Below are 21,734 nucleotides of genomic sequence, written 5' to 3'. Positions count from 1 at the left end.
ATGAGTGATATATGAACATATTTATATATTTTCAAGGAAAGCTCATGGGAAAAAAGAAACTGACTGTTCGTGTTAGCTATAGTTATGAACCTAATCGGTTAGCAGAATTGTACTTATTAGATGCATATAAAAAACTAGCATTAAATAAACAAGTAAATGGGAGCCAAAAGGAGAAAATTTTTGAATGTAACAATAGAATCAATTTAAGGGGGAGCAATGATAACTGTTAGTCTGTACGCGAGAGTTTCTTCAGGAAAACAAGTGCAAGGAGATACAATAGCAAGCCAAATTACTGCTATAGAGAATAAGATTAGTGCTGATGGACATAAATTACTAAGTGAATATAAATTTATTGATAATGGTTATAGTGGCTCTGATATAATACGTCCTAGTTTAGAAAAATTAAGAGATCAAATAGCAGAAGGTAATATTAATAAGGTTTATATTCATTCTCCTGATCGTTTGGCTCGCAAATATGTACATCAAATGTTATTAGTTGATGAATTTAAGAAATTGGGTGTAGAAACAGTTTTCTTGAATTGTCAAATTGACGATAATCCAGAATCTCAATTACTATTACAAATACAGGGTATGATAGCAGAATATGAACGTGCAAAAATTATGGAACGAAGTCGTAGAGGCAAGATTCACGCAGCCAATAAAGGCAGTATAAATGTAATGAGTGGAGCTCCTTATGGCTATCGTTATATAAATAAGCATATAGGAGGAGGACAAGCCTTTTTTGAAATTAATGAAGAGGAAGCTGAAGTCATTCGTAAAATGTTTTTTTGGGTGGGAAGGGGAAGAGTAAGCATTGGAGAAGTATGTCATAGATTAAGAGCTATGTCCATCGTAACACGAACAGGAAAAAGGTATTGGGATAGGAGTGTAGTCTGTCGTCTATTACAAAATCCTGCTTATAAAGGACAAGCAGCATTCGGTAAAAAAAAGCTAGGAGTAAAATTAAAACACGTAAGACCACAGAAACGCTCTTGTGAGCAACCGAAAGACAATTATTCTACTTTTCGTACTGATAAAGAAAATTGGATTTATATTCCTGTACCTAATATTATAAACGAAGATTTATTTGATATAGTTCAAGAACAGCTAACTGAAAATAAAAGAATAGCTAGGAGAAGACGAATGGGAGCAAATTACTTGTTGCAAGGTTTAACAGTATGTCAGCTTTGTCATTATGGATATCATGGTATTAGCACTTGCTCTAGCGCTCGTCGAACATATTATCGTTGTACTGGTACGGAGCGAGGTCACTTTGGTGGCAATAAAATGTGTAATAATAGAATGATTCGTACAGATGTATTAGACGTGGCTGTATGGGAAGAGGTAAAATACCTATTGAAAAATCCTACTCGGATATTAGAAGAATACAAGCGTAGACTTTCAGAGATTAAAAAATCACCATTAGATCAAAAAAGTGACTTTCTTGAGAAAAAAGAAGATCAATTAAACTGTGGCATTGCAAGGCTTATTGATGGCTATACTCAAGGATACATCAATGAAGAAGAGTTTAAACCAAGAATTAAAGCAATGAAACAAACCTTACAAATGATCGGAGAGCAAAAGAAAAAGATATTTGATCAAAAAAGACTTGAACAAGACTTAACTCTAGTGGTGACTACTTTAGAAGAGTTTTCTTCTAGCGTTAACTCAAGTCTTGATAACGCAGATTGGCTAACTAGACGTGATATCATTAGAACATTAGTTAAGCGAATTGAGATTAACCATGAAGACGTGCATATCGTGTTTCGAGTAAAAGAGCTGCCAGACTCTTTCACACACAGTGGAAAAGCGGACCAAAGTTTATTGCAACATTGTTGCAGGAGTCAATGACCAGGTTTTACTATTACTCAAAAAGTTACAAAATGACCTTTCACTGAATGGTTATGACCAAAATGTAATAGATCAGTGCGATAGGCTAATGATAACCTCAGGATTGGGAATATTAAAGCTACTTATAAATAACGCTGCTCAAAAAGGTGAATGGGAAAGAGTTAAAGATCTTCTTGATACTACTGCTAACAGAAGCAATGCCGATATTGAAAATAAGAAAGAATGGTCAAGTACTTGGACACTTTTACACTATGCTGTTTACAATGGAAATTTAGATTTGCTCAAGGATACATATCAACTCTTATTAAGTAAAGTTATTGATGTTAACGCTAAAGACAAATATGGTTGGACACCGTTGTACTATGCTATTTATTATAATGAACCTGAGATGGTCGAGTTTTTTATAGATAAAGGTGCTAATATTGATATTAAAAACAATAATGGCAAAACACCTTTAGAGGTAGCTAATGAGTATGGTAAGCCAAAGATAATAAGTATATTTATAAATAAGATTATTGAAAATGGTCAATTTGATGTAGTTAAAAACTTCCTCAAGAAAACTGCTAAAAAAACTAGTATGAAAGACGAAAATGAATGGAGAATAAGGTGGAAGCTTTTACATTATGCTGCTTACAATGGCAAGTTGAATAGAGTAAAAGATTTGTTTAGTCTACTTCTAGAAAAAAGTGGTGATGTTAATGTAAAAGAGGGTTACTATAGTTATACTCCCTTACACTGCGCTGTCTACTATAATAGGCATGAGATGGTTAAGTTTCTTATAGAGCAGGGTGCTAACATTGAAGCTAGAACTGTGTATAGTGGTATCCGTTCAGAGGTATGGTAAGGATAAAAAAGAATTGACATAACATATCAAAGTAATAATAACAGAAAATGTTGATAGTAAGGTAAGGCTAGATGCTTCAATTGTTGATCAGTATTGTAGAGTTATGTAAAAACTTAGAGCAAAAAGTAGCAAAGCTTGAAGAAAAAAATAAAATCTTAGAAATAGAGAATGCTGAACTAAGAGAGAGACTTGGCTTGAACTCAAGGAATTCATCTTTACCAAGTTCAAAAGAGCTGTACAAAATAAAAAAAGACACACCAGAAGATAAGTCAGAGGGTGGCAGGAAGATAGGGGGTCAAGTTGGTCATAAAGGAAATTATCGGATAAAAATGGAAGCAGATGAAGTAATTAGAGTAAGATTACATGATACTTGTGAATGTGGTGGAGAAATTGCAGTATGCAACAAACCCTATATTCACCAGAATGTTGATCTCCCAAAAATTAAGCCTTACGTAGTGGAATACCAACTAGAACATGGGCGCTGTCGTAAATGCGGAAAAAGAAGGAGTAGCAAATTACCAGAAGGAGTTACACCTGATACCTTTGGTCCTAGAGTTAAGTCAGTAGTTGCATCACTAAGTGGGTTTTATAAGAATTCAAAGCGAGAAATAGCGAATATCATGAAAGACATCTTTAACATGAGTATAAGTGTTGGTAGTGTGTCCAATAGCGAAGCAAGGGTCTCGTCAAAATGTAAAGAAGCCTATGAACAAATAGAGGAAGAAATGAAAGCAAGCGAAATTTTGCATATTGATGAAACCAGTCACTATAACAAAGGTAAATTGGAATGGTGCTGGATGTTTGCCAACAATAAAGCAAGTCTTATGAAGTTAGCAGATACAAGAGGAATGAAGTTTTTAAAGAATAGTGCATTTTGTGATTACAAAAATCGGGTAATTACCGACAGATATGGAGTTTACAACCACTTCAGTGATGAAAAACGACAAATTTGTTGGGCTCACTTATTGAGAAATTTCGAGAGGTTATCTCATAGCTGGAATAGTGAAGTAATGAGACTTGGCCATTGTTTAAAAGATGCAGCTAATGGATTATTTACATTAAAAAACGCTTTGTCAGAAAATGAAATTAGTATTTCAAAGTTCACTAAGCAAGCTAAAGAGTTACGAAGATTTATGCAGTACTGCATGATAAAAATATCTTATATACTTGAAGCAAAAGGAGCTTCACGAACGGTAAAGGGTATTATAAAATCCGAGCCAATGATGTGGACATTTTTGGATGATCCAGAGAATATTCCATTAACGAATAATCATGTTGAGCGACAAATACGGCATTATGTTGTCTATCGTAAGAATTCATATTTTGCACAGTCAGAGCGAGGGAATAGATTCCTTGAGCGGATAATTTCGTTGTATCTCACTTGGAGGCAAAAAAAGTTAAATCCATTTCAAAACCTTCTATCTATTGTCTCTTAAGCCACACCTCTGAACGGATACATTCCTTTAGGCTTAGATAGTCCTTCGGCATTAACATCAGACATATCAGTTTTTACCTCATCAAAATTCCTCTCAGCAAATTCGCTTGCCACTTCTGCAAAACACTTTCTAACAAGAGGCATAATTATCGGCATTAATAGCCTTCGTGGATCATACCGTCCTAACAGATCAGTCTCCTTTTGCACTCTATCTCTTGGATCTTCCTCAAGTAAATCTCTTATGTGCTTATCAGAATATATTTTACAGCCTTTTGAAAAAATAGGAGCTAATGCTTCAATTAATACTGCCAATAACAATAGTGGACCAAGTACAGCTCCACCAACAGTTAATCCATTAGCAATGAAATTTATTGTAACTAAATAAACAGAAAAAGCAGCTAAAGGATAGTTGATAAGAAGCTTACTGCCTAGCGCGATATAGTTCATTTTACTTATGAATTCATCAGTGGAAATTTCTGAATTTTTATACTTTTCCATATAATAATTCACTAATAAACCAGAGGCTCTACTAATAGCGATGTTAAATGCTATGATCCACCATGAAAAATCAACCTATAGTAACTGTAGTTAACAGGCCTAAGGGTAGAACACTAAGAGTCCGAATAAATAGTAAGGCATTTTTACGTTCTATAAATCTTAACGCTAATTCTTTTTTATCCTCATCTACTAGGTTCTTTTTTTCCTTTAGAGGAGTAATATAATTGAATAATTGTATGCTTGGCTTTGCTATATATTGATATAACTCTTGCATTAACTTTGCACTTTGTACACTCTTCTGAAAATTATCTAAATTTGAATTTAGCAAAATCCTCCCTATTTGAGCCTGAAGTTCATTATAGCTTTTTAGGTCTTCTCCAAACGAACAATCATTTCTTTTTAGTATAGCAATCAACCCATCAAAATCTTTACCTACAGCTTCTTCCTCACTGATTTTTAGCTCGTTAAACAACTTTCTCCTATAGTGAAACTCTCTTGCCGTTAAACGCCCATCACTTTCAGCATCAACGCTGACTTTAACACAAGGATTTCCTGACTCCAAAGGTTCAATGTATTTTTTTAGCTCTTGATGAGCTTTACAAATTTGATTAAATCTATTTTTATCTCCACCCTTGTCATGATGGTTTACAAGTATCAATTTACTATATTGTTTTTTCAGAAACTTGCTAAGAGCTTGATAATCTTTACCTACAATTTGTTCAGCTTTTATCTCTAGTACGTTAAACAGATCATTATTATCATAAAACTCCTGACCAGTTAACTTAAAATGTTGACTCATTACTACACCTCACATAAATACACGATGCTATTAGTATAATATATTTAATGTTTCACACAAGCATAAAAATATCAAGCAACCACTAAGAGAAGAAACCCTCTTTCCCATCATACAAATACAACTTATCCATTCTCACTACATTAAAGTTATTTTCTTCGAGTTTGATTAGTAAATTATTCACGTCACTATTTGTAATAGTTTTCTTTTCACTATTCGCAATAAACCTACAAGTTATTTGGTCACTTAAAGATTTTGAACTTCCTGGCCAAACTGCAAGACCCTTTGAGTATATTGCTATCATCTGCAGATTACTCGATTCTAATAATCCTACTATTTGATCAAAATTGTTGGATTTGTCCCAGGCAAGCGTTATATCACTACCCACTAGCTTTTTAACTTTGTAATCTTGTTCGTAATTGTCTTGTACTTTATTTATTTTACTATCCGAATCACTGCTAATTATAAGCTCAGATAACGTTGTGGGTTTTTTCCCTAGATTATCTATAACAGCTTTTGCAAATTCTTTTGTTCCAACCTTTTGTTTACTCTTTTTCTCCTTATATAAATCAGCGGTATGTACTCCATCTTCCAAAGTCTTGAGCCATGCATCGTAGATTAGTTTTGCAGTACTCACTTGACCAATATAGACCAACATATGTACTGCGGCATTTAAAAGACCAGAAGGATTAGCTATATTTTTTCCTGCAATATCAGGAGCAGAGCCGTGAACCGCTTCAAACATTGCATATTCATTACCTATATTGCTACTTCCTGCAAGCCCTACAGAACCTGAGGTTTGTGCCACTATATCTGATAATATGTCGCCATATAGATTTTCAGTTACTATAACATCGAAATTCTCGGGTTCTGTGGCAACACGTGCCATTCCAATATCAACTATATAATGTTCCGCCTTTATATCCGGATATTCTTTTGCAATACGATCAAACGCTGCATGAAAAGCGCCGTCAGTCATTTTCATTATGTTGTCTTTAGTCAGGCAAGTTACTTTCTTTCTGTTATGTTTTTTCGCATATTCAAAAGCATACCTGCATATTTTTTCTGAGCCAGATCTAGTAATAATTTTAGTGCATTGGTACGAGTCACCAGTGAGCCTATGCTCTATTCCGGTGTAAACGTCCTCTTCATTTTCGCGTATTACAACAACATCAAATTTATCGAATTTATTTTCTATAACAGGGTGATACGAAATGCATGGTCTAATGTTTGCATACAGCCCTAAGTTCTTTCTGAGTGCAACGTTTAAGCTTTTGTGCCCTTTACCTTGAGGGGTTGTTGTTGGAGATTTGAGTAATATCTTTGTCCTTTCGATAGATTCCCAACCACTCGGAGAAATTCCATGAGACCATTCCTTACTATAAACACGCTCCCCTATTTCAATAATATCTATTGAGATCTCTGCTTTCGCTTCACGCAATATCGACAGCACCGCTTCCATAATTTCTGGTCCGATACCATCACCATATGCGACTGTGATTGGTGTTGACATAACTTCCCTACCTATAAATGATTTAATGTTAATTCAAATGATAGAGCAGTACAAGTAGCTAATATTACCCAAATCAGTATATTTATGGTTATTTAATAACGTACTTTTATATTACTTGGTAAAACATAGGTGAAGATATGGATACTGAAACGGGTGTTAAAGTAAATTATGCGAAAATTACTAAACGCGTTACAGCGTATGTAGTTGACCAAATAATATTTCTAGCCTTTTATTTATTCATTTTGTTCATGTTATCAGGTAAACACTATGCTGACTTTTTTAGCGATTTCTTTTCTGATACCAAGACAGCCCCTTCAGTGCAAAATGAAGTACTAGAAGCATTAATATATATAGTATTAGAAGTATTAATGATAATAAAACTTGGCTGTACTCCAGGAAAATTGTTATGTGGTATATATATAAAAGATGCAAATACACCTAAAAATGTTGCTTTAATGCAAGGAGTAATAAGAAGTACTTTTAAAGTGTTTTTATGGGTACCTTGCTATATTTCTGGTTGGTTTTTTATTTTACCAATTTTTGTTTTAATATTTGCAGTATTTGATCGACGCAAACAAACTTTCTATGATAAAATCGCAAAAACAGTAGTATATGATAAAACTGCAAAAAAAACTGAAGAATGCCACTTAAATTTAAACTATGTGGGAATAACTAGGCGTGTAATAGCATATATTATTGACCTTTTTATTATTATAGGAATTTCTTTAGTCTTTTTTTCTCCTGCAAAGATGGCTTTTGATCCTGATGGATCTAAACTGTTGGCTATATGCTTGTGCTTTTTGCTATCAATAATATTCGGAGTATTCATGGTAAGGAGGTTCAGTGGTACTCCAGGGCAATTGCTGTGCTGTATCTGTATAAAAGATGCAAATACATTTGAAAATATTACTCTAGTGCAAGCAACAATTAGGTATGTTTTATTTAAAGTTCCTAGCTTATTTGTATTGAGCTTTATAGTTATTGTGGGCATTATAAGAGAATCTCTTGATAACCCTTATGAATGGTGGTTTTTACTTCCAGTAAACTTAGTCTCCATAACTATAATTATAGCTATAATACTAATTTTTATATATGCAGTATTTAACCAACGCAAGCAGTTTTTTTATGATAGAATTACAAAGACAGTGGCAATAGACTACAAACCTAGTTGATATTTTTCTTTAATTGTCTGTATTACTGCCTGCAAAGTAACTTTTTTCTTTCCTATATGAGCTACCTGCTAGCTAACATTAACTACCAATATCATACCTGAAGAACCCACCTGACCATTCTAGAAAATTTAACGCTGAGTACACTTTACTTTTAGCTTCTTCCACAGTGTTTCCTTCTCCTACTATATTTAGCACTCTTCCGCCATCGGAAATCCAATTACCACTTTCATCCAACTTAGTACCAGCATGAAAAACTAGCACACCAGGAATGTTTTCAATTTTATCCAATCCTTTAATTACCTCTCCTTTTTGATAATCACCAGGATAGCCTTTACTTGCAACAACTACACAAACTGTAGCTTTGTGATTAAACTCCACCATTTTTGTATTTAACTTGCCTTCTGCAACTGACAACATCAACTTTAGCAAATCACAATTTGGATCAAGTCTAGGTAACATAGATTGTATTTCCGGATCCCCAAACCTAACATTATACTCAAGAAGCTTTGGACTATCTTTGCAAATCATTAAACCAGCAAAGAGTACTCCTTTATAGGATGTTCCCATGTTAGTCAGTGCTTGAATTGTAGGATATATTATTTTTTGGATAATTTTTTGTTCCATGTCCTTACTTATAATCGAAGGTGATGAATATGACCCCATGCCTCCAGTATTTTGGCCCTCGTTTTTTTCACCAACTCTCTTATAATCTCTTGCACAACCAAAGGTTACTACTTTCAACCCGTCAATAAGAGCAAAAAAACTTACTTCCTCTCCAATTAAAAACTCTTCTATGATTATTTCTTCACCTGACTCACCAAGATTTTTCTCCACTAGCATTGAATCTATTGCTGAAAAAGCCTCATTTTCTGTGTGGCATATTATGACACCTTTCCCTGCTGCAATTCCATTTGCTTTAATTACAAGCGGCAATTTTATTTTATTACTACGGACAAAATTTTTAGCTAACCTTTCATCAATAAAACGTTCATATTTGGCGGTCGGTATACCATATTGTTTACATAGTTCCTTCGTAAAAGACTTTGATGCCTCAAGTTTTGCAGCTGCTTGACTTGGAGCAAAAACGTTTATCCCCTCCGCAGTTAAATCATCAGCAAGCCCATTAATTATCGGCTGCTCTGGACCAATAATCACTAGCTCTATATTTTCTTTCTTGCAAAATTGTGTAACATCCACTGAATCTTGAATATTTATATTCACAAGAACTCCAAAATTTTCCATGGCCGGGCGACCAGGAGTAACATATAACTTAGTCAAGGTAGGAGACTTCTTTAAAGCCCAAAGTAAAGCATGCTCACGCCCACCAGAACCTATAACCAGAACCTTCATCTTTATTTCCTCGCTTTTCTATATGTCAAAATTATTGTTTGCTTATAACAGTATCATTACTCATGTATCTTTGCAACACGTTTGGTATTGTAACTGACCCATCGGAATTTTGATAATTCTCCATTATGGCAACAATTGTTCTTCCTATGGCTAAAGCTGAGCCGTTTAAAGTGTGAACGTATTTTTTTGTTTTTCTGTCAGTTTCTAAGAAGTATTTAGTATTCATTCTTCTTGCCTGGAACGTACCGCAATTTGAGCAGCTTGATATTTCTCTATATTTATTTTGCTCAGGTAACCATACCTCTATGTCATAAGTCTTTTGTGCAGCAAAACCCATATCGCCACTGCAAAGTAGCATTACTCTGTACGGTAATTCTAGTTTTTTTAATATCTCTTCAACAACACTCGTCATGCGCTCAAGTTCATCATTTGATTGGTCTTCAGCTGTAATACTCACCAACTCCACTTTACCAAATTGGTGTTGCCTTATCATGCCCCTGGTGTCTCGTCCTGCGCTGCCTGCTTCTTTACGAAAACACTCTGAATACGCAGTAAAACGAATAGGCAGTTCTTTTTCCTCTACTATTTTATCAGCAACCAAATTCGTTAAAAACACTTCACTTGTGGGAATTAATCTCAATTCGTCGGTAGTTAAATACGAATCGTCAGAAAATTTCGGTAGCTGACCAACATTATACATAGCTTCGTTTTTCACCAAAGCTGGGTGGTACACTTCAGTATAGCCAAATTCATTAACATGCATTTCAAGCATAAAATTTATTAGCGCTCGTCCAAGCTTAGCTAACTGTCCTTTTAATATCGCAAATCTTGATCCGGAAATTTTCGCCGCTTGTTCGAAGTCTATTAAACCTAATTTTTCTCCGAGTTCATAATGAGATTCCGGTACAAAATCAAACTGTCTTTTTCCTCCATATCTTCTCACCTCTAAATTAGAGTTCTCATCTGCGCCTATTGGCACATCTTGCGCAGGAATATTCGGCAAGTTAGATAAAACATTCACTAACTTATCCTTTTCTGCTTGTTCCTTTAAGCTAATTGCCTCTATCTCATTCGTGATGTCTTTTGACAACTCTATTTGCTCTTCACAAGGGCTCTTGCTCATTTTAAGCTTCTTTATTTCCTCTGTGATTTCATTGCGCTGCCTATTTAAATCCTGCAGTTTAGTGGTTAATGATCTTTTCTCGTGATCAATTTCTAATATCTCTTCCGCAGTAAATTCTCTAATTCCCCTGCTTTTCATTGCCTTCTCAAATTCTTCAAAGTTCTTACGTATATATTCTATATCATGCATATATTGTGCTATTACTAACCATTATTACTGTACTTCAAAAGCTTTTAATGCTCAATATTTTTACATATAAATGTTAATATTGATTTTACTTCATAATTTGCTAGAATTAATAAACGTAAAATATAATATGTTAGGCGTCATAGAAAAATACGATGAATTTAAAGAGAGTACTCACTTCACCAAACTTAAAGCTGGTGGAAGATTTGCCATTTATGCGCTTGGTATATACTTAGCAGCTACAGTTACTATCGGCTGTTTGGGACTGATAGTGGGGTCTTTCCTCTTAACCTTACCACTTGCTATGCTAATTTTTCATCCTGTAGCTTGGATCTTAATGGGAATAGTGCTTGCAGCGACATACAAGATGGTTATTGAACCTTTATTTTACTTGGTAAAAGGTTATGTTGATGAAAAAGGAACTGTAAAGGAAGAAAAGAGTCCAAAAGAGCAAAAATTCACAAGATGTAGATCATTGGATAGTGGACTAGATACTATATCAAGAAAAACAGATAATTCAGATAAGAGGGTACGTAGAAATTCCTATTCTCCATCTACAGATAGTGGTATTAGTATCAGCTCAACAAAAAGTGAGCAACCTAAACAAACAAAAGTTGTTCGATGTTATACTGTAGGGGACGGTAACTGCTTTTTCCATGCTGTGTTTGGAGCGAAGAAAGGTGATTCCAGTAAATATAGAGCTGAAAAAGCACAAGAAATGAGATTAGAGTGGCATAAATTTTTAAGTCAATTCAATTCTTTAGATGATGAAAGAATGCCACCTGCTTTAAGAGCTGAATTACGGACAGTTTTTAATATGTTTTTAGACAGGCCAAGAGATCTAACAGATAAGTATAAGGAAATAGAAAAGTTAGCTGAGCACACAAAAAAGAAAATAAAAAAGGTTGAAAAAAAGGTTGAAAAATTGATAAAAAAACTACTTAGTACAGGATTACCTGAAAATGAAGTGAGTAGTAACTTAAGAGAACTTGCTGTTAATAACCTTATCAGCACAAAAAGATATGACAAAAATTATAGTAGCGAAAGTGTGACAAATTCTTTTCTGAATGGCAAATCCATTTATAGATCTTATCTAGAGGCAATTAGTAGTCAAAATTACTTTATTTTCATAGAAGAAATTCCTATCTTAGCTTCGTTGGCAAATATCGAAATCCACCTTCATCCTCATATATCACATAATCAAGGTATATTTAAGCCAAATCCTGAAATGATAAATGAAGGTTATCAACGGAACAACGAACTATGGGGAAATAAAAAACAAGAAACAATATACTTAAAACCTGGTCATTACGAGAGAGCTAAGGTAGTAGAGGCGGAGCCTTCTCTTATAGAGAAAGCAAATTCATTTATGCAAGATGCTATAATAGCAGCTTATAATAGTGTTAAAAATGCATTTTCTAGCGACTAGAAAGCCTGTGTCCCTCCAAATAGGAAATTTGGCTATTGATTCTCCAGTAATTTTAGCTCCGATGTCTGGAGTGACTGATTATCCGTTTAGGAGTATTGTAAAAAAACTTGGTGCAGGTTTGTTAGTCTCAGAAATGATTGCAAGCAGGGCTATGATCATGCAAACTCGCCAGAGCATGCAAAAAGCAAAAGTTGATGAACTAACCGCTGTACAACTTGCTGGTTGTGAGCCTGATATTATGGCGGAAGCTGCAAAGTTAAATGAGGACATGGGTGCGAAAATCATAGATATAAATTTTGGTTGTCCAGTTAAAAAAGTTGTAAACGGTTACGCAGGATCAGCACTTATGCGTGATGAAAAAAAGGCTGCTGAGATAATAGAAGCTGTAGTCAAGGCAGTGAGTGTGCCAGTTACAGTAAAAATGCGTACTGGATGGAATGACGAAAATCGTAATGCTCCGCGCTTGGCAAAAATTGCAGAAGATTTGGGAGCAAAGATGATTACTGTACATGGAAGGACAAGGGCACAGCTTTATAATGGTCAAGCAGATTGGAAATTCGTTAGAAATGTTAAAGAGCAGGTAAAAATTCCAGTTATAGTAAATGGAGATATTAAGAGTTTGAATGATGTTCAAAGTGCACTTAAAGAATCTGGGGCAGATGGAGTAATGATAGGTCGTGGTGCTTACGGCAAACCTTGGCTGATTAATCAAGCAATAAACTTTTTGAGTGGAAATAAAGTTTCTGAGCCAACAGCCTCAGAGAGATTAAGCATAATACTCAAGCATTATGACAGTATTCTTGAGTACTATGGAAGCGATACAGGAATAAAGATGGCCCGCAAACATATAGGATGGTACAGTAGCGGGCTTCAAAACTCATCTGAATTTCGTGTAAGAGTAAATAACATAATAGACAGCACAGAGGTGAAAGAAAATATAATTGATTTTTTTAGTTAAAAACAGATTAAACATACTACCTCATTAGCTATATTCAATTTGACTGATCATAGTGCGATGCCACCACACTCTCTTCTTCATCAGAATGTAATTGATAACTATTATCACTCAGCAATTTTTCGTCATAAGTCTCAATATCAAAATATTTTTCATATTTATCTATATTTTCACAAAGCGAAAGTGCTTTCACCTTATTCATAATCAGACCCGTACCAGCAGGAATTAACCTTCCTACTATAACATTTTCTTTTAACCCACTCAAAGGATCACTCTTTCCGCAAAATGCTGCTTCCGTAAGTACTTTTGTTGTTTCTTGGAAAGAGGCAGCAGAAATAAAGGAATTAGTTTCAAGGCTTGCTCTAGTAATTCCCTGCAGAATAGGAAGATAATGAGCAGGTCGTTTTCCAGAGTTATTCATAGCATCATTTTCTCTATCAATTTCCAGCCTGTCGATATTTTCTCCAATTAAGTACATAGTATCACCAGGATCGGTAATTTCTACTTTTTGTAGCATTTGCTTTAAGATCACTTCTAAATGCTTGTTATCTATGCGCACACCTTGCAATCTATAAACTTGCTGTATTTCAGAAATCATATAGTGTGCTAACGCTTCTAACCCAAGCACACGTAGAATATCATGAAGATCAGGATCGCCATCCATCAATAAATCACCTTTACGCACAAAATCACCTTCATTGACTATTACATGCTTACTTCTTGATACTAAATACTCAACTTGAGAAGCTTGCTCATCTACAGGTTTAATTACTACACTGCGTTTTCCTCTACGGTCTTTTTCAGAGAACGTTACATAGCCATCTATTTCACTAACGATAGCATGCTCTTTAGGACGACGTGCTTCAAATAATTCTATAACCTTAGGCAAGCCACCAGTAATATCACGAGTTCTAACTGACTCTCTCGGCGTTCTTGTGATAACATCACCTGAATGAACCTTTTGGCCATCCTGTACATTAAGCACTGCACCAACTGGTATAAAGTAACATGCTTCCACACCACTTGAAAGTGTTATTACTTTTTCATTATCATCAAGCAGTGCAATACGAGGACGTAAATTAGCTACACCAGAGTGCAATTTCCAATCTTTTACTACTCTATTTGATATTCCTGTAGATTCATCCATCACTTCAGTGATTGAAATTCCATCTTTTAAATCCTGGTAAGATATTGTACCACTCTTTTCCGTAATAATAGGTAGTGTATACGGATCCCATTCCGCAACTTTATCACCAATTTTTACTAACTCACCCTCATTTACATAAAGTTTAGCACCATAAGGCACACTGTGCTTCAATTTTTCACTACCAAGGCTATCAATTAAAACGACTTCACAGGAACGGCTTATCACAATTTTATTTCCGTTTTTATCTATAATTATATTACTATTGTTTAGTTTTATTCTAGCATTAATAGAAGCTATAATATTTGAGGATTCAATACCTCTAGTCATTACCCCACCTATATGGAAAGTACGCATCGTTAACTGAGTACCTGGCTCTCCAACAGATTGAGCAGCGATAACACCAACTGCTTCACCTATTGAAACAATTTTACCAGTTGCAAGGTCTCTTCCATAACACAAAGAACACACACCAGGACTTATTTCACAAGTTAAAGGCGATCTAATTTTTATAGCATCAAGACCTGCAATGTTGATTTGCTTTACTTTATCTTCATCAATTAATTCCCCTGCTTTTAATAATAACTCTTTGGTTACTGGGTTATATATATCATTTGCAGCTGTTCTACCCAGTACAACACTCTCTAGAGATGCAACTATAGTACTACCTTCAACTATAGCTCTTACAATAAGGCCATTTTTCGTTTTACAGTCATGTTTTGTAACTATGCAATTTTGAGATACATCAACCAAGCGACGAGTTAAGTATCCAGAGTTTGCAGTTTTAAGTGCAGTATCAGCTAAACCTTTACGCGCACCGTGAGTAGAATTAAAGTATTCAAATACATTTAATCCTTCGCGAAAATTAGAAATTATAGGTGTTTCTATAATTTCACCAGAAGGTTTGGTCATTAACCCTCGCATTCCTGCTAACTGCTTCATCTGGGAAGTAGAACCTCTTGCACCTGAGCTAACCATCATATATATTGAATTGTACTTACTATTTTCATCATACACAGATATCGCTTTTAACATATCATTCGCTATTATATCTGTGCACTTAGACCACTCATCTATAACTTTATTATACCTCTCACTTTTAGTGATTAGTCCGTCTTGATACTGTGCAGAAAATTTCTTAATTTCACCCCTTGTATAATCAACGTGTGTAGCTTTAGTTTCAGGTATGACCATATCGCAACGACTAAAAGAAGTACCAGAAAATGTAGCATACTCAAAGCCAAGTGTCATCAATTTATCAGAAAATACCACTGTAGCACTTTGACCGCAGCTACGATATACTAAATCAACAATACTAGTTATTTCCTTAACTGTTAATACCTGATTTATTAAATCGAAGCTTAGATTCTCATGTTTAGGAAAAATCTGCCATAATATTAAACGTCCAGGAGTTGTACAAATAGTTTTATACTGAATGTTTCCATCGCTATTGATGTATTCCATTTTGTACTTTATATGAGAATGAATATGTAGAGTACCGTTGTTTAAGGAATGCTCAACTTCACAAAAAGAACAGAAAAGTGGTAAATCATCCTCCTTAAGTTGCTGTAAAGTTAGGTAGTATATACCAAGCACTATATCTTTACTAGGAACTATAATCGGTCTTCCATTAGAAGGACTTAAAACGTTATTAATTGACATCATCAACACTCTAGCTTCAAGTTGAGCTTCCAATGAAATTGGCACATGTACCGCCATTTGATCACCATCAAAGTCAGCGTTAAATGCTGTACAAACAAGTGGATGGAGCTGTATTGCTTTACCTTCAATAAGGACTGGCTCAAAAGCCTGAATACCAAGCCTATGTAGCGTAGGCGCTCTATTTAGCAAAACAGGATGCTCTTTTATTACTTCTTCAAGCATATCCCAGACTTCTGGCTTTTCTGCTCTTATTAACTTACTAGCAAATTTAATAGTTGGAGCCATTCCATATATTTTAAGCCTTGAGTAAACAAAAGGCTTGAATAACTCAAGAGCCATTCTTTTCGGTAATCCACACTGATTTAGTTTTAAAGTTGGACCAACAACTATTACAGAACGTCCAGAATAATCTACCCTTTTTCCTAAAAGATTCTGACGGAAACGACCTTGCTTTCCTTTCAGCATATCGCTAATAGACTTTTTATATCCAGTAGCGCCAGCTTTATTTACCAGAGCATTACGACGACTATTATCAAAAAGAGAATCAACTGCCTCTTGTAACATTCTTTTCTCATTACGAATCATAATCTCAGGAGGATTTAAACTTAACAATTTTCTCAATCTATTATTTCTATTAATAATAGTTCTATAATGATGATTTAAATCAGAAACTGCAGGTCGACCACTTTCAAGCGATACCAAGGGACGCAAGTCAGGTGGTAAAATAGGTATAGCTGTAAGTATCATCCACTCAGGTCTGTTTCCAGACTTGATAAAATTTTCAACAATACGTAATCTCTTTATAATTTTCTTTCTTCTCATTTCAGAAGCAACAGACTCTAACTCCTGTCTTAAATTCTTCCTAATTTCATGTAAATCAAGGCGTGTTAGCAATTCTCTTATAGCTTCAACACCTTGCATAGCTATAAAGCTATCGACCCCATAGCTATCTTTAGCTTCATTATAAGCTTTCTCACTAATAATTTCACCTTTTTCAAAAGAGGAAACAAGGGGATCTATTACAACATAATTATCACTATATAAAATACTTTCGATATCTCTAAGAGACATATCTAATAATGCTCCAATTCTTGAAGGAAGTGACTTCAAAAACCATATATGAGCAACAGGAGATGCAAGCTCTATATGACCCATTCTTTCTCTTCTTACTTTAGAAGATGTAACTTCTACTCCACATTTTTCGCATATACGGCCCCTATGTCTTCTTTTTTTGTACTTTCCACATAAACATTCATCATCATTGACAGGACCAAAAATTTTAGGACAAAATAATCCACCTTTCTCAACTTTGAATGTACGGTAGTTTGCAGTTGAAACATCTGTTATCTCTCCATAAGACATACGTTTAATACTTTCAGGGCTAGCAATGGAAATGCTAACCTCATTAAAAGATTGTGCGATATTAGTGTGAGATATATCTTCAATTACTATGTCATTTTGCTTCAAATCCACATTAAAACACAAGGAACGCAACTCTTTTATCATGACATTAAAGGATTCAGGAATTCCACATTCAAAGTTACTGTCACCTTTTATTACCGATTCATAAATCTTAACCCTGCCATTAATGTCATCAGACTTCACAGTTAACATTTCCTGCAAAGTGTAAGCAGCACCGTAGGCTTGCAATGCCCAACATTCCATTTCACCAAAACGCTGACCACCGAAATGAGACTTTCCTCCAAGAGGTTGTTGAGTAACCAAACTATAAGGTCCTACTGAACGCGCATGAATTTTACCATCTACTAAGTGATGCAACTTAAGCATGTACATGTAACCAACTGTAACTTTGCGATCAAACTTCTCACCCGAGCAACCATCATATAATACAACTTGCCCAGAGTTATCCAATCCAGCAAGTTCAAATAGCTTTACTATTTGTTCATCTTTTGGACCTTCAAATACAGGTGCAGTAACAGGAATGCCATCACGCAACTTATGCGCAAATTCAATGAGGTGATTATCATTAATATCACGAATATTATTACAAATAGATAAATTACTGCCACAACTATAAACCTCAATCAGGAAGTGACGTAAACTACTGTGTACATCTTTACAAGAGTTAAAATAATTCTCTACTAATGTAGTCAATTCATTATTTAATTCATCCTTATTAGGCGTATCTAAAATAGAAGCCGTTATTTCATCATCATTAATATCCTCACATTTTTTATTATCAAGATATACTGCTGCAAATTTTACAAAATCATCATCACTGAGAGATCTAATTCCCTCACAAAAAGCACGTTTGATTTTATTGATCTCATCAAGAATATTGCCTACTTTTTCTCCTAATTTTTTACAAGCCCAACCTACATGCGTTTCCAATATTTGCCCTACATTCATTCGTGAAGGAACGCCAAGAGGGTTAAGAATAATATCAATAGGAGTACCATCTTCTAAATAAGGCATATCTTCTACTGGAACAACTCGAGAAATCACACCTTTATTTCCATGTCTACCAGCCATTTTATCCCCTGGCTGCAAACTATGTTTTACAGCAATAAAAACTTTTACTGACATCGACACACCTTGAGGCAGATCATAACCTTCATGCAATTTTTCTATTTTTTGCTTAAAGTTTGCTATTGCATGTGATACTTTTTCATCAAAATCTTTTTTTAAGCTCTCAACTTGCTTAGAAATAGATTGGTTTTTCAATCCTATATCCCACCATCCCTCACGTTCAATAAAATTAATACTTTCTCGATCTTGAGAGCCAGAATTAATAAGAATTTTTCTTAATTCATCATAGAAATATTGATTAATAACATTGATTATATGGTCTCGTTCTTTCTCAAAGTCGTTTGCCTCTTTTTGTTTAATAAGAAACGCCCTTTCGTTTTCTTCTTCCCCTCTGCGTGTAAAGACCTGCACATCAATGACTATCCCTTCAATATCTGGAGATGTATATAAAGAGGAATCCACACAATCAAATGACTTTTCACCAAAAATTGTCATTAACAATTTTGTCTCAGGAGGCAATGAAAGAGAATGCTTAGGTGTAACTTTCCCCACCAAAATATAACCTGGACCAACTCTTGTACCAACCTTTACTATACCACTATCATCCAAGTGATAAAGATTTTCTTCATTAACACCGGGTATGGCACGAGTTATTTTTTCCGACCCTAAAGGAGTGTCATGTACAACACATTCAAATTCTTCTATATGAATAGAAGTAAATAGATCTTTTTTAACAACTTCACTAGAAATAATGATTGAGTCTTCAAAATTATAACCTTGCCAAGACATAAAAGCGACTAGCAAGTTTTGGCCAAGTGCCAATTCACCGTTATTAATAGCAGGACCATCAGCTATCACATCACCTTCCTTAACACAATCACCTACATGCACCAGTGGTTTCTGGTTAATACAAGTATTATGGTTAGAACGCTGAAATTTTCTTAGATGATAAATATCTACATCCAAGTAGTTAATTCCTCCTTTGTCAAAAGCACGTATAACTATAGAGTTACTATCTGAGCTGTCAACTATGCCACCACGTTTTGCTAAAACTACAGCACCAGAGCCAGAAGCTACGAAAGATTCCATGCCAGTAGCAACCAAAGGAGCAGTAGGCTTCAATAAAGGTACAGCCTGACGCTGCATATTTGAACCCATTAACGCTCTATTAGCATCATCATTTTCTAAAAATGGAATTAAAGAAGCAGCAACCGATATTACCTGCTTAGGAGATAAATCAATGTAACTTACTTGATTACTATTTACCATTACAAAGGTACCAGCATACCTACAGTATAACATATCATCAACAAAGCAGTTGTTCTCATCAAGCTTTGCGCTGGTATCGGCTATATAATATAAACCTTCATCTATAGCAGACAGATACTCAATTTGATCAGTAACAACCTTATTAACTACTTTCCTATAAGGACTTTCAATGAACCCATATTTATTAATACGAGCGTATATAGCTAAGCTGTTAATTAAGCCTATATTCTGCCCCTCAGGAGTTTCAATAGGGCAAATTCTTCCGTAATGAGTTGGATGAACATCACGCACTTCAAATCCCGCCCTCTCTCTTGTTAAACCACCAGGACCTAACGCTGACAACCTTCTTTTATGTGTTATTTCAGATAATGGATTAGTCTGATCCATAAATTGAGATAATTGGGAAGAGTTGAAAAAATCTCTTAAGACATTGGTTAACACTTTTGGATTTATAAAATCAGATGGAGAGACTTTATCTAAACTAGAAGTAGACATAGAATCAACTACTGCCCGTCCCAATTTTAATAATCCAGTTCTAAATTGATTTTCTATAAACTCTCCAACTGAACGGACTCTTCTATTTGCTAAATGATCAATATCATCTACAGATCCTTGACCATCACGTAACAATACTATTTTTCTTATAATTTCAATAATGTCTTCATGTGTTAAAGTAGTTAAATTTTCCTCATAATTTAACCCAAGGCAAGAGTTAAGTTTTAATCTACCAATGTTAGACAAATCATAATATTCCGGACTGAAGAAAAGATTACGAAAAAACTCCTCTACTATCTTTAAAACAGGAACTTCACCAGGACGCAAGACCTTATATATTTCATATAGAGCGTTCTCATAAGACATGTTTTCATCTAAGAAAAGTGTGTTTAATATGTAAGGTCCAACAGAAACATTATCTATGTTCAACACTGATATTTTATCTATAGATAATAATTCAAGCTTTTTTATATCCTCTAATTTTATAGATTCACCAGCAGATAAGACTTTTGTAGAACTAGCACTATCTATTAAATCTTCTGCAAGAAATAAACCACATATAGAATCATAAGGAATTAGATACTCTTTCAATCCGTTATCATATAGATTTTTAGCTAATTTTGAAGTAATACGAACATTAGCTTTAAGTAACACATTGCCTTCAACATTCTTTAAATCAAAAGGAAGCCTCACTCCCTTGAATTTATCAGGGGAAAAAGGTACTCTCCAGCCACTTTTATGTTTTATATACTCTATTTTTTCATAAAATTTATTAAGTATGTCATTATTTGATAAGCCCAAAGCCTTTAATAAAACTGATATTGGCAACTTTCTCTTTCTATCAATACGAAAATACAAATGATCTTTAACATCAAACTCAATATCAAGCCAAGAACCTCTATAAGGAATAACTCTAGCAGAATAGATCAATTTGCCAGAATTGTAAGTTTTTCCCTTATCACTATCAAAAAACACTCCAGGAGATCTATGCATTTGTGAAACGATAACTTTCTCTACGCCATTGATGATGAAAGTACCTTTATCAGTCATCATAGGCAGTTCACAAAAGCGAACCTCCTGCTCTTCAGCAGATTTTATAACAGTTGCAAGCTTAGAATGATCATCATCTTCTTTAATCTCTTGATATTTTTCAAGAGAAACACCATCCTGCATAATAACAAGACGTATAGAAGCAATAACCTGAGCAGAAAAAGTTATACCACGTTTTATACATTCAGATTCACTATACTTAAGATCATCTACCCTACAATTCAAAAATTCGATAGTAGCCCTATGCAAAGGATCAGATATTGGAAAAATTGTATGAAAGATAGCTTCAAGTCTTTCATTACTCTCATTATTAGGAGTAAAGGAATTATATGACCCCTTTTGGACTTTAACCAAATCCAACAAAGAATCTTTTAAATCAATCGACCTGGAATAAGAAACTCTAGGAACAAAAGCACTAGAAGCACACATATAAGAAGAATCAACCATTAAAATACCTTCACTAATTAAAAGA

General features: G+C 34.6%; 13 protein-coding genes. 7 read left to right on the top strand and 6 right to left on the bottom strand.

Annotated elements, in window-relative coordinates; genetic code table 11:
* Window positions 1–11: 11 nt before the first annotated feature.
* From ABWU45_RS06040 to tnpC, 4 genes are all read left to right on the top strand, one after another.
* Complete coding sequence (locus tag ABWU45_RS06040; protein WP_341819653.1) at window positions 12–230, top strand: hypothetical protein; 219 nt, start codon at window positions 12–14, stop codon at window positions 228–230.
* Complete coding sequence (locus tag ABWU45_RS06035) at window positions 217–1,851, top strand: recombinase family protein (protein ID WP_353272414.1); 1,635 nt, start codon at window positions 217–219, stop codon at window positions 1,849–1,851. Before ABWU45_RS06040 ends, ABWU45_RS06035 begins: the two co-directional genes overlap by 14 nt.
* Window positions 1,802–2,695: an ankyrin repeat domain-containing protein gene (locus ABWU45_RS06030; protein ID WP_353278224.1), complete on the top strand. Its 894-nt coding sequence runs from the start codon at window positions 1,802–1,804 to the stop codon at window positions 2,693–2,695. Before ABWU45_RS06035 ends, ABWU45_RS06030 begins: the two co-directional genes overlap by 50 nt.
* A gap of 83 nt (window positions 2,696–2,778) precedes the next feature.
* Window positions 2,779–4,131, top strand: a complete 1,353-nt coding sequence (tnpC, locus tag ABWU45_RS06025) for an IS66 family transposase (protein ID WP_353279066.1) — start codon at window positions 2,779–2,781, stop codon at window positions 4,129–4,131.
* Here the strand turns inward: tnpC and ABWU45_RS06020 are convergent.
* The 3 genes from ABWU45_RS06020 to icd all read right to left on the bottom strand — a co-directional run bounded on the left by ABWU45_RS06020 (window position 4,128) and on the right by icd (window position 6,937).
* On the bottom strand, window positions 4,128–4,628 hold the full coding sequence (locus ABWU45_RS06020) for a hypothetical protein (protein WP_353278222.1): 501 nt from the start codon (window positions 4,626–4,628) through the stop codon (window positions 4,128–4,130). The two genes, tnpC and ABWU45_RS06020, sit on opposite strands and share 4 nt — an antisense overlap.
* Before the next feature lie 70 nt (window positions 4,629–4,698).
* Window positions 4,699–5,427 carry a hypothetical protein gene (locus ABWU45_RS06015; RefSeq protein WP_353278221.1) on the bottom strand — a complete coding sequence of 243 codons (729 nt, stop codon included), beginning with the start codon at window positions 5,425–5,427 and terminating at the stop codon, window positions 4,699–4,701.
* Between the two features lie 82 nt (window positions 5,428–5,509).
* Window positions 5,510–6,937 (bottom strand): isocitrate dehydrogenase, encoded by a 1,428-nt coding sequence (gene icd, locus ABWU45_RS06010; RefSeq protein ID WP_353278219.1) that lies wholly within the window; start codon window positions 6,935–6,937, stop codon window positions 5,510–5,512.
* Window positions 6,938–7,074: 137 nt separating this feature from the next.
* On the opposite strand from icd, the gene ABWU45_RS06005 reads away from it, so the two are divergent.
* Window positions 7,075–8,109 carry an RDD family protein gene (locus tag ABWU45_RS06005; RefSeq protein WP_353278217.1) on the top strand — a complete coding sequence of 345 codons (1,035 nt, stop codon included), beginning with the start codon at window positions 7,075–7,077 and terminating at the stop codon, window positions 8,107–8,109.
* Between the two features lie 78 nt (window positions 8,110–8,187).
* Here the strand turns inward: ABWU45_RS06005 and purD are convergent, their stop codons facing one another.
* Window positions 8,188–9,459 carry a phosphoribosylamine--glycine ligase gene (gene purD / locus ABWU45_RS06000; protein ID WP_353278215.1) on the bottom strand — a complete coding sequence of 424 codons (1,272 nt, stop codon included), beginning with the start codon at window positions 9,457–9,459 and terminating at the stop codon, window positions 8,188–8,190.
* A 31-nt stretch (window positions 9,460–9,490) separates the two neighbouring features.
* Window positions 9,491–10,771: a serine--tRNA ligase gene (gene serS, locus ABWU45_RS05995; protein WP_353278213.1), complete on the bottom strand. Its 1,281-nt coding sequence runs from the start codon at window positions 10,769–10,771 to the stop codon at window positions 9,491–9,493.
* A gap of 70 nt (window positions 10,772–10,841) precedes the next feature.
* Here serS and ABWU45_RS05990 point away from each other — a divergent pair, with 70 nt between their 5' ends.
* Both ABWU45_RS05990 and dusB read left to right on the top strand, forming a co-directional pair.
* Window positions 10,842–12,197, top strand: coding sequence for an OTU domain-containing protein (locus ABWU45_RS05990; protein ID WP_353278211.1), 1,356 nt, complete (start codon window positions 10,842–10,844; stop codon window positions 12,195–12,197).
* Window positions 12,198–12,204: 7 nt separating this feature from the next.
* Window positions 12,205–13,155, top strand: coding sequence for a tRNA dihydrouridine synthase DusB (gene dusB / locus ABWU45_RS05985; protein ID WP_264683061.1), 951 nt, complete (start codon window positions 12,205–12,207; stop codon window positions 13,153–13,155).
* A gap of 34 nt (window positions 13,156–13,189) precedes the next feature.
* Here the strand turns inward: dusB and ABWU45_RS05980 are convergent, their stop codons facing one another.
* Complete coding sequence (locus tag ABWU45_RS05980) at window positions 13,190–21,709, bottom strand: DNA-directed RNA polymerase subunit beta/beta' (RefSeq protein WP_353278209.1); 8,520 nt, start codon at window positions 21,707–21,709, stop codon at window positions 13,190–13,192.
* Window positions 21,710–21,734 lie beyond the last annotated feature (25 nt).

It is taken from the genome of Wolbachia endosymbiont (group B) of Longitarsus flavicornis (assembly GCF_964028135.1).
GTDB lineage: Bacteria > Pseudomonadota > Alphaproteobacteria > Rickettsiales > Anaplasmataceae > Wolbachia.
Note: the sequence above shows the minus strand (reverse complement) of the source record. Positions and strands in the feature narration are given on the sequence as shown.

What these genes read in the sequence shown, in the direction of transcription:
- ABWU45_RS06040 (WP_341819653.1), top strand. Translation starts at nt 12, where the DNA reads ATGAACATATTTATATATTTTCAAGGAAAGCTCATGGGAAAAAAGAAA.
- ABWU45_RS06035 (WP_353272414.1), top strand. Translation starts at nt 217, where the DNA reads ATGATAACTGTTAGTCTGTACGCGAGAGTTTCTTCAGGAAAACAAGTG.
- ABWU45_RS06020 (WP_353278222.1), bottom strand. Translation starts at nt 4,628, where the DNA reads ATGGAAAAGTATAAAAATTCAGAAATTTCCACTGATGAATTCATAAGT.
- ABWU45_RS06015 (WP_353278221.1), bottom strand. Translation starts at nt 5,427, where the DNA reads ATGAGTCAACATTTTAAGTTAACTGGTCAGGAGTTTTATGATAATAAT.
- icd (WP_353278219.1), bottom strand. Translation starts at nt 6,937, where the DNA reads ATGTCAACACCAATCACAGTCGCATATGGTGATGGTATCGGACCAGAA.
- ABWU45_RS06005 (WP_353278217.1), top strand. Translation starts at nt 7,075, where the DNA reads ATGGATACTGAAACGGGTGTTAAAGTAAATTATGCGAAAATTACTAAA.
- purD (WP_353278215.1), bottom strand. Translation starts at nt 9,459, where the DNA reads ATGAAGGTTCTGGTTATAGGTTCTGGTGGGCGTGAGCATGCTTTACTT.
- serS (WP_353278213.1), bottom strand. Translation starts at nt 10,771, where the DNA reads ATGCATGATATAGAATATATACGTAAGAACTTTGAAGAATTTGAGAAG.
- ABWU45_RS05990 (WP_353278211.1), top strand. Translation starts at nt 10,842, where the DNA reads ATGTTAATATTGATTTTACTTCATAATTTGCTAGAATTAATAAACGTA.
- ABWU45_RS05980 (WP_353278209.1), bottom strand. Translation starts at nt 21,709, where the DNA reads ATGGTTGATTCTTCTTATATGTGTGCTTCTAGTGCTTTTGTTCCTAGA.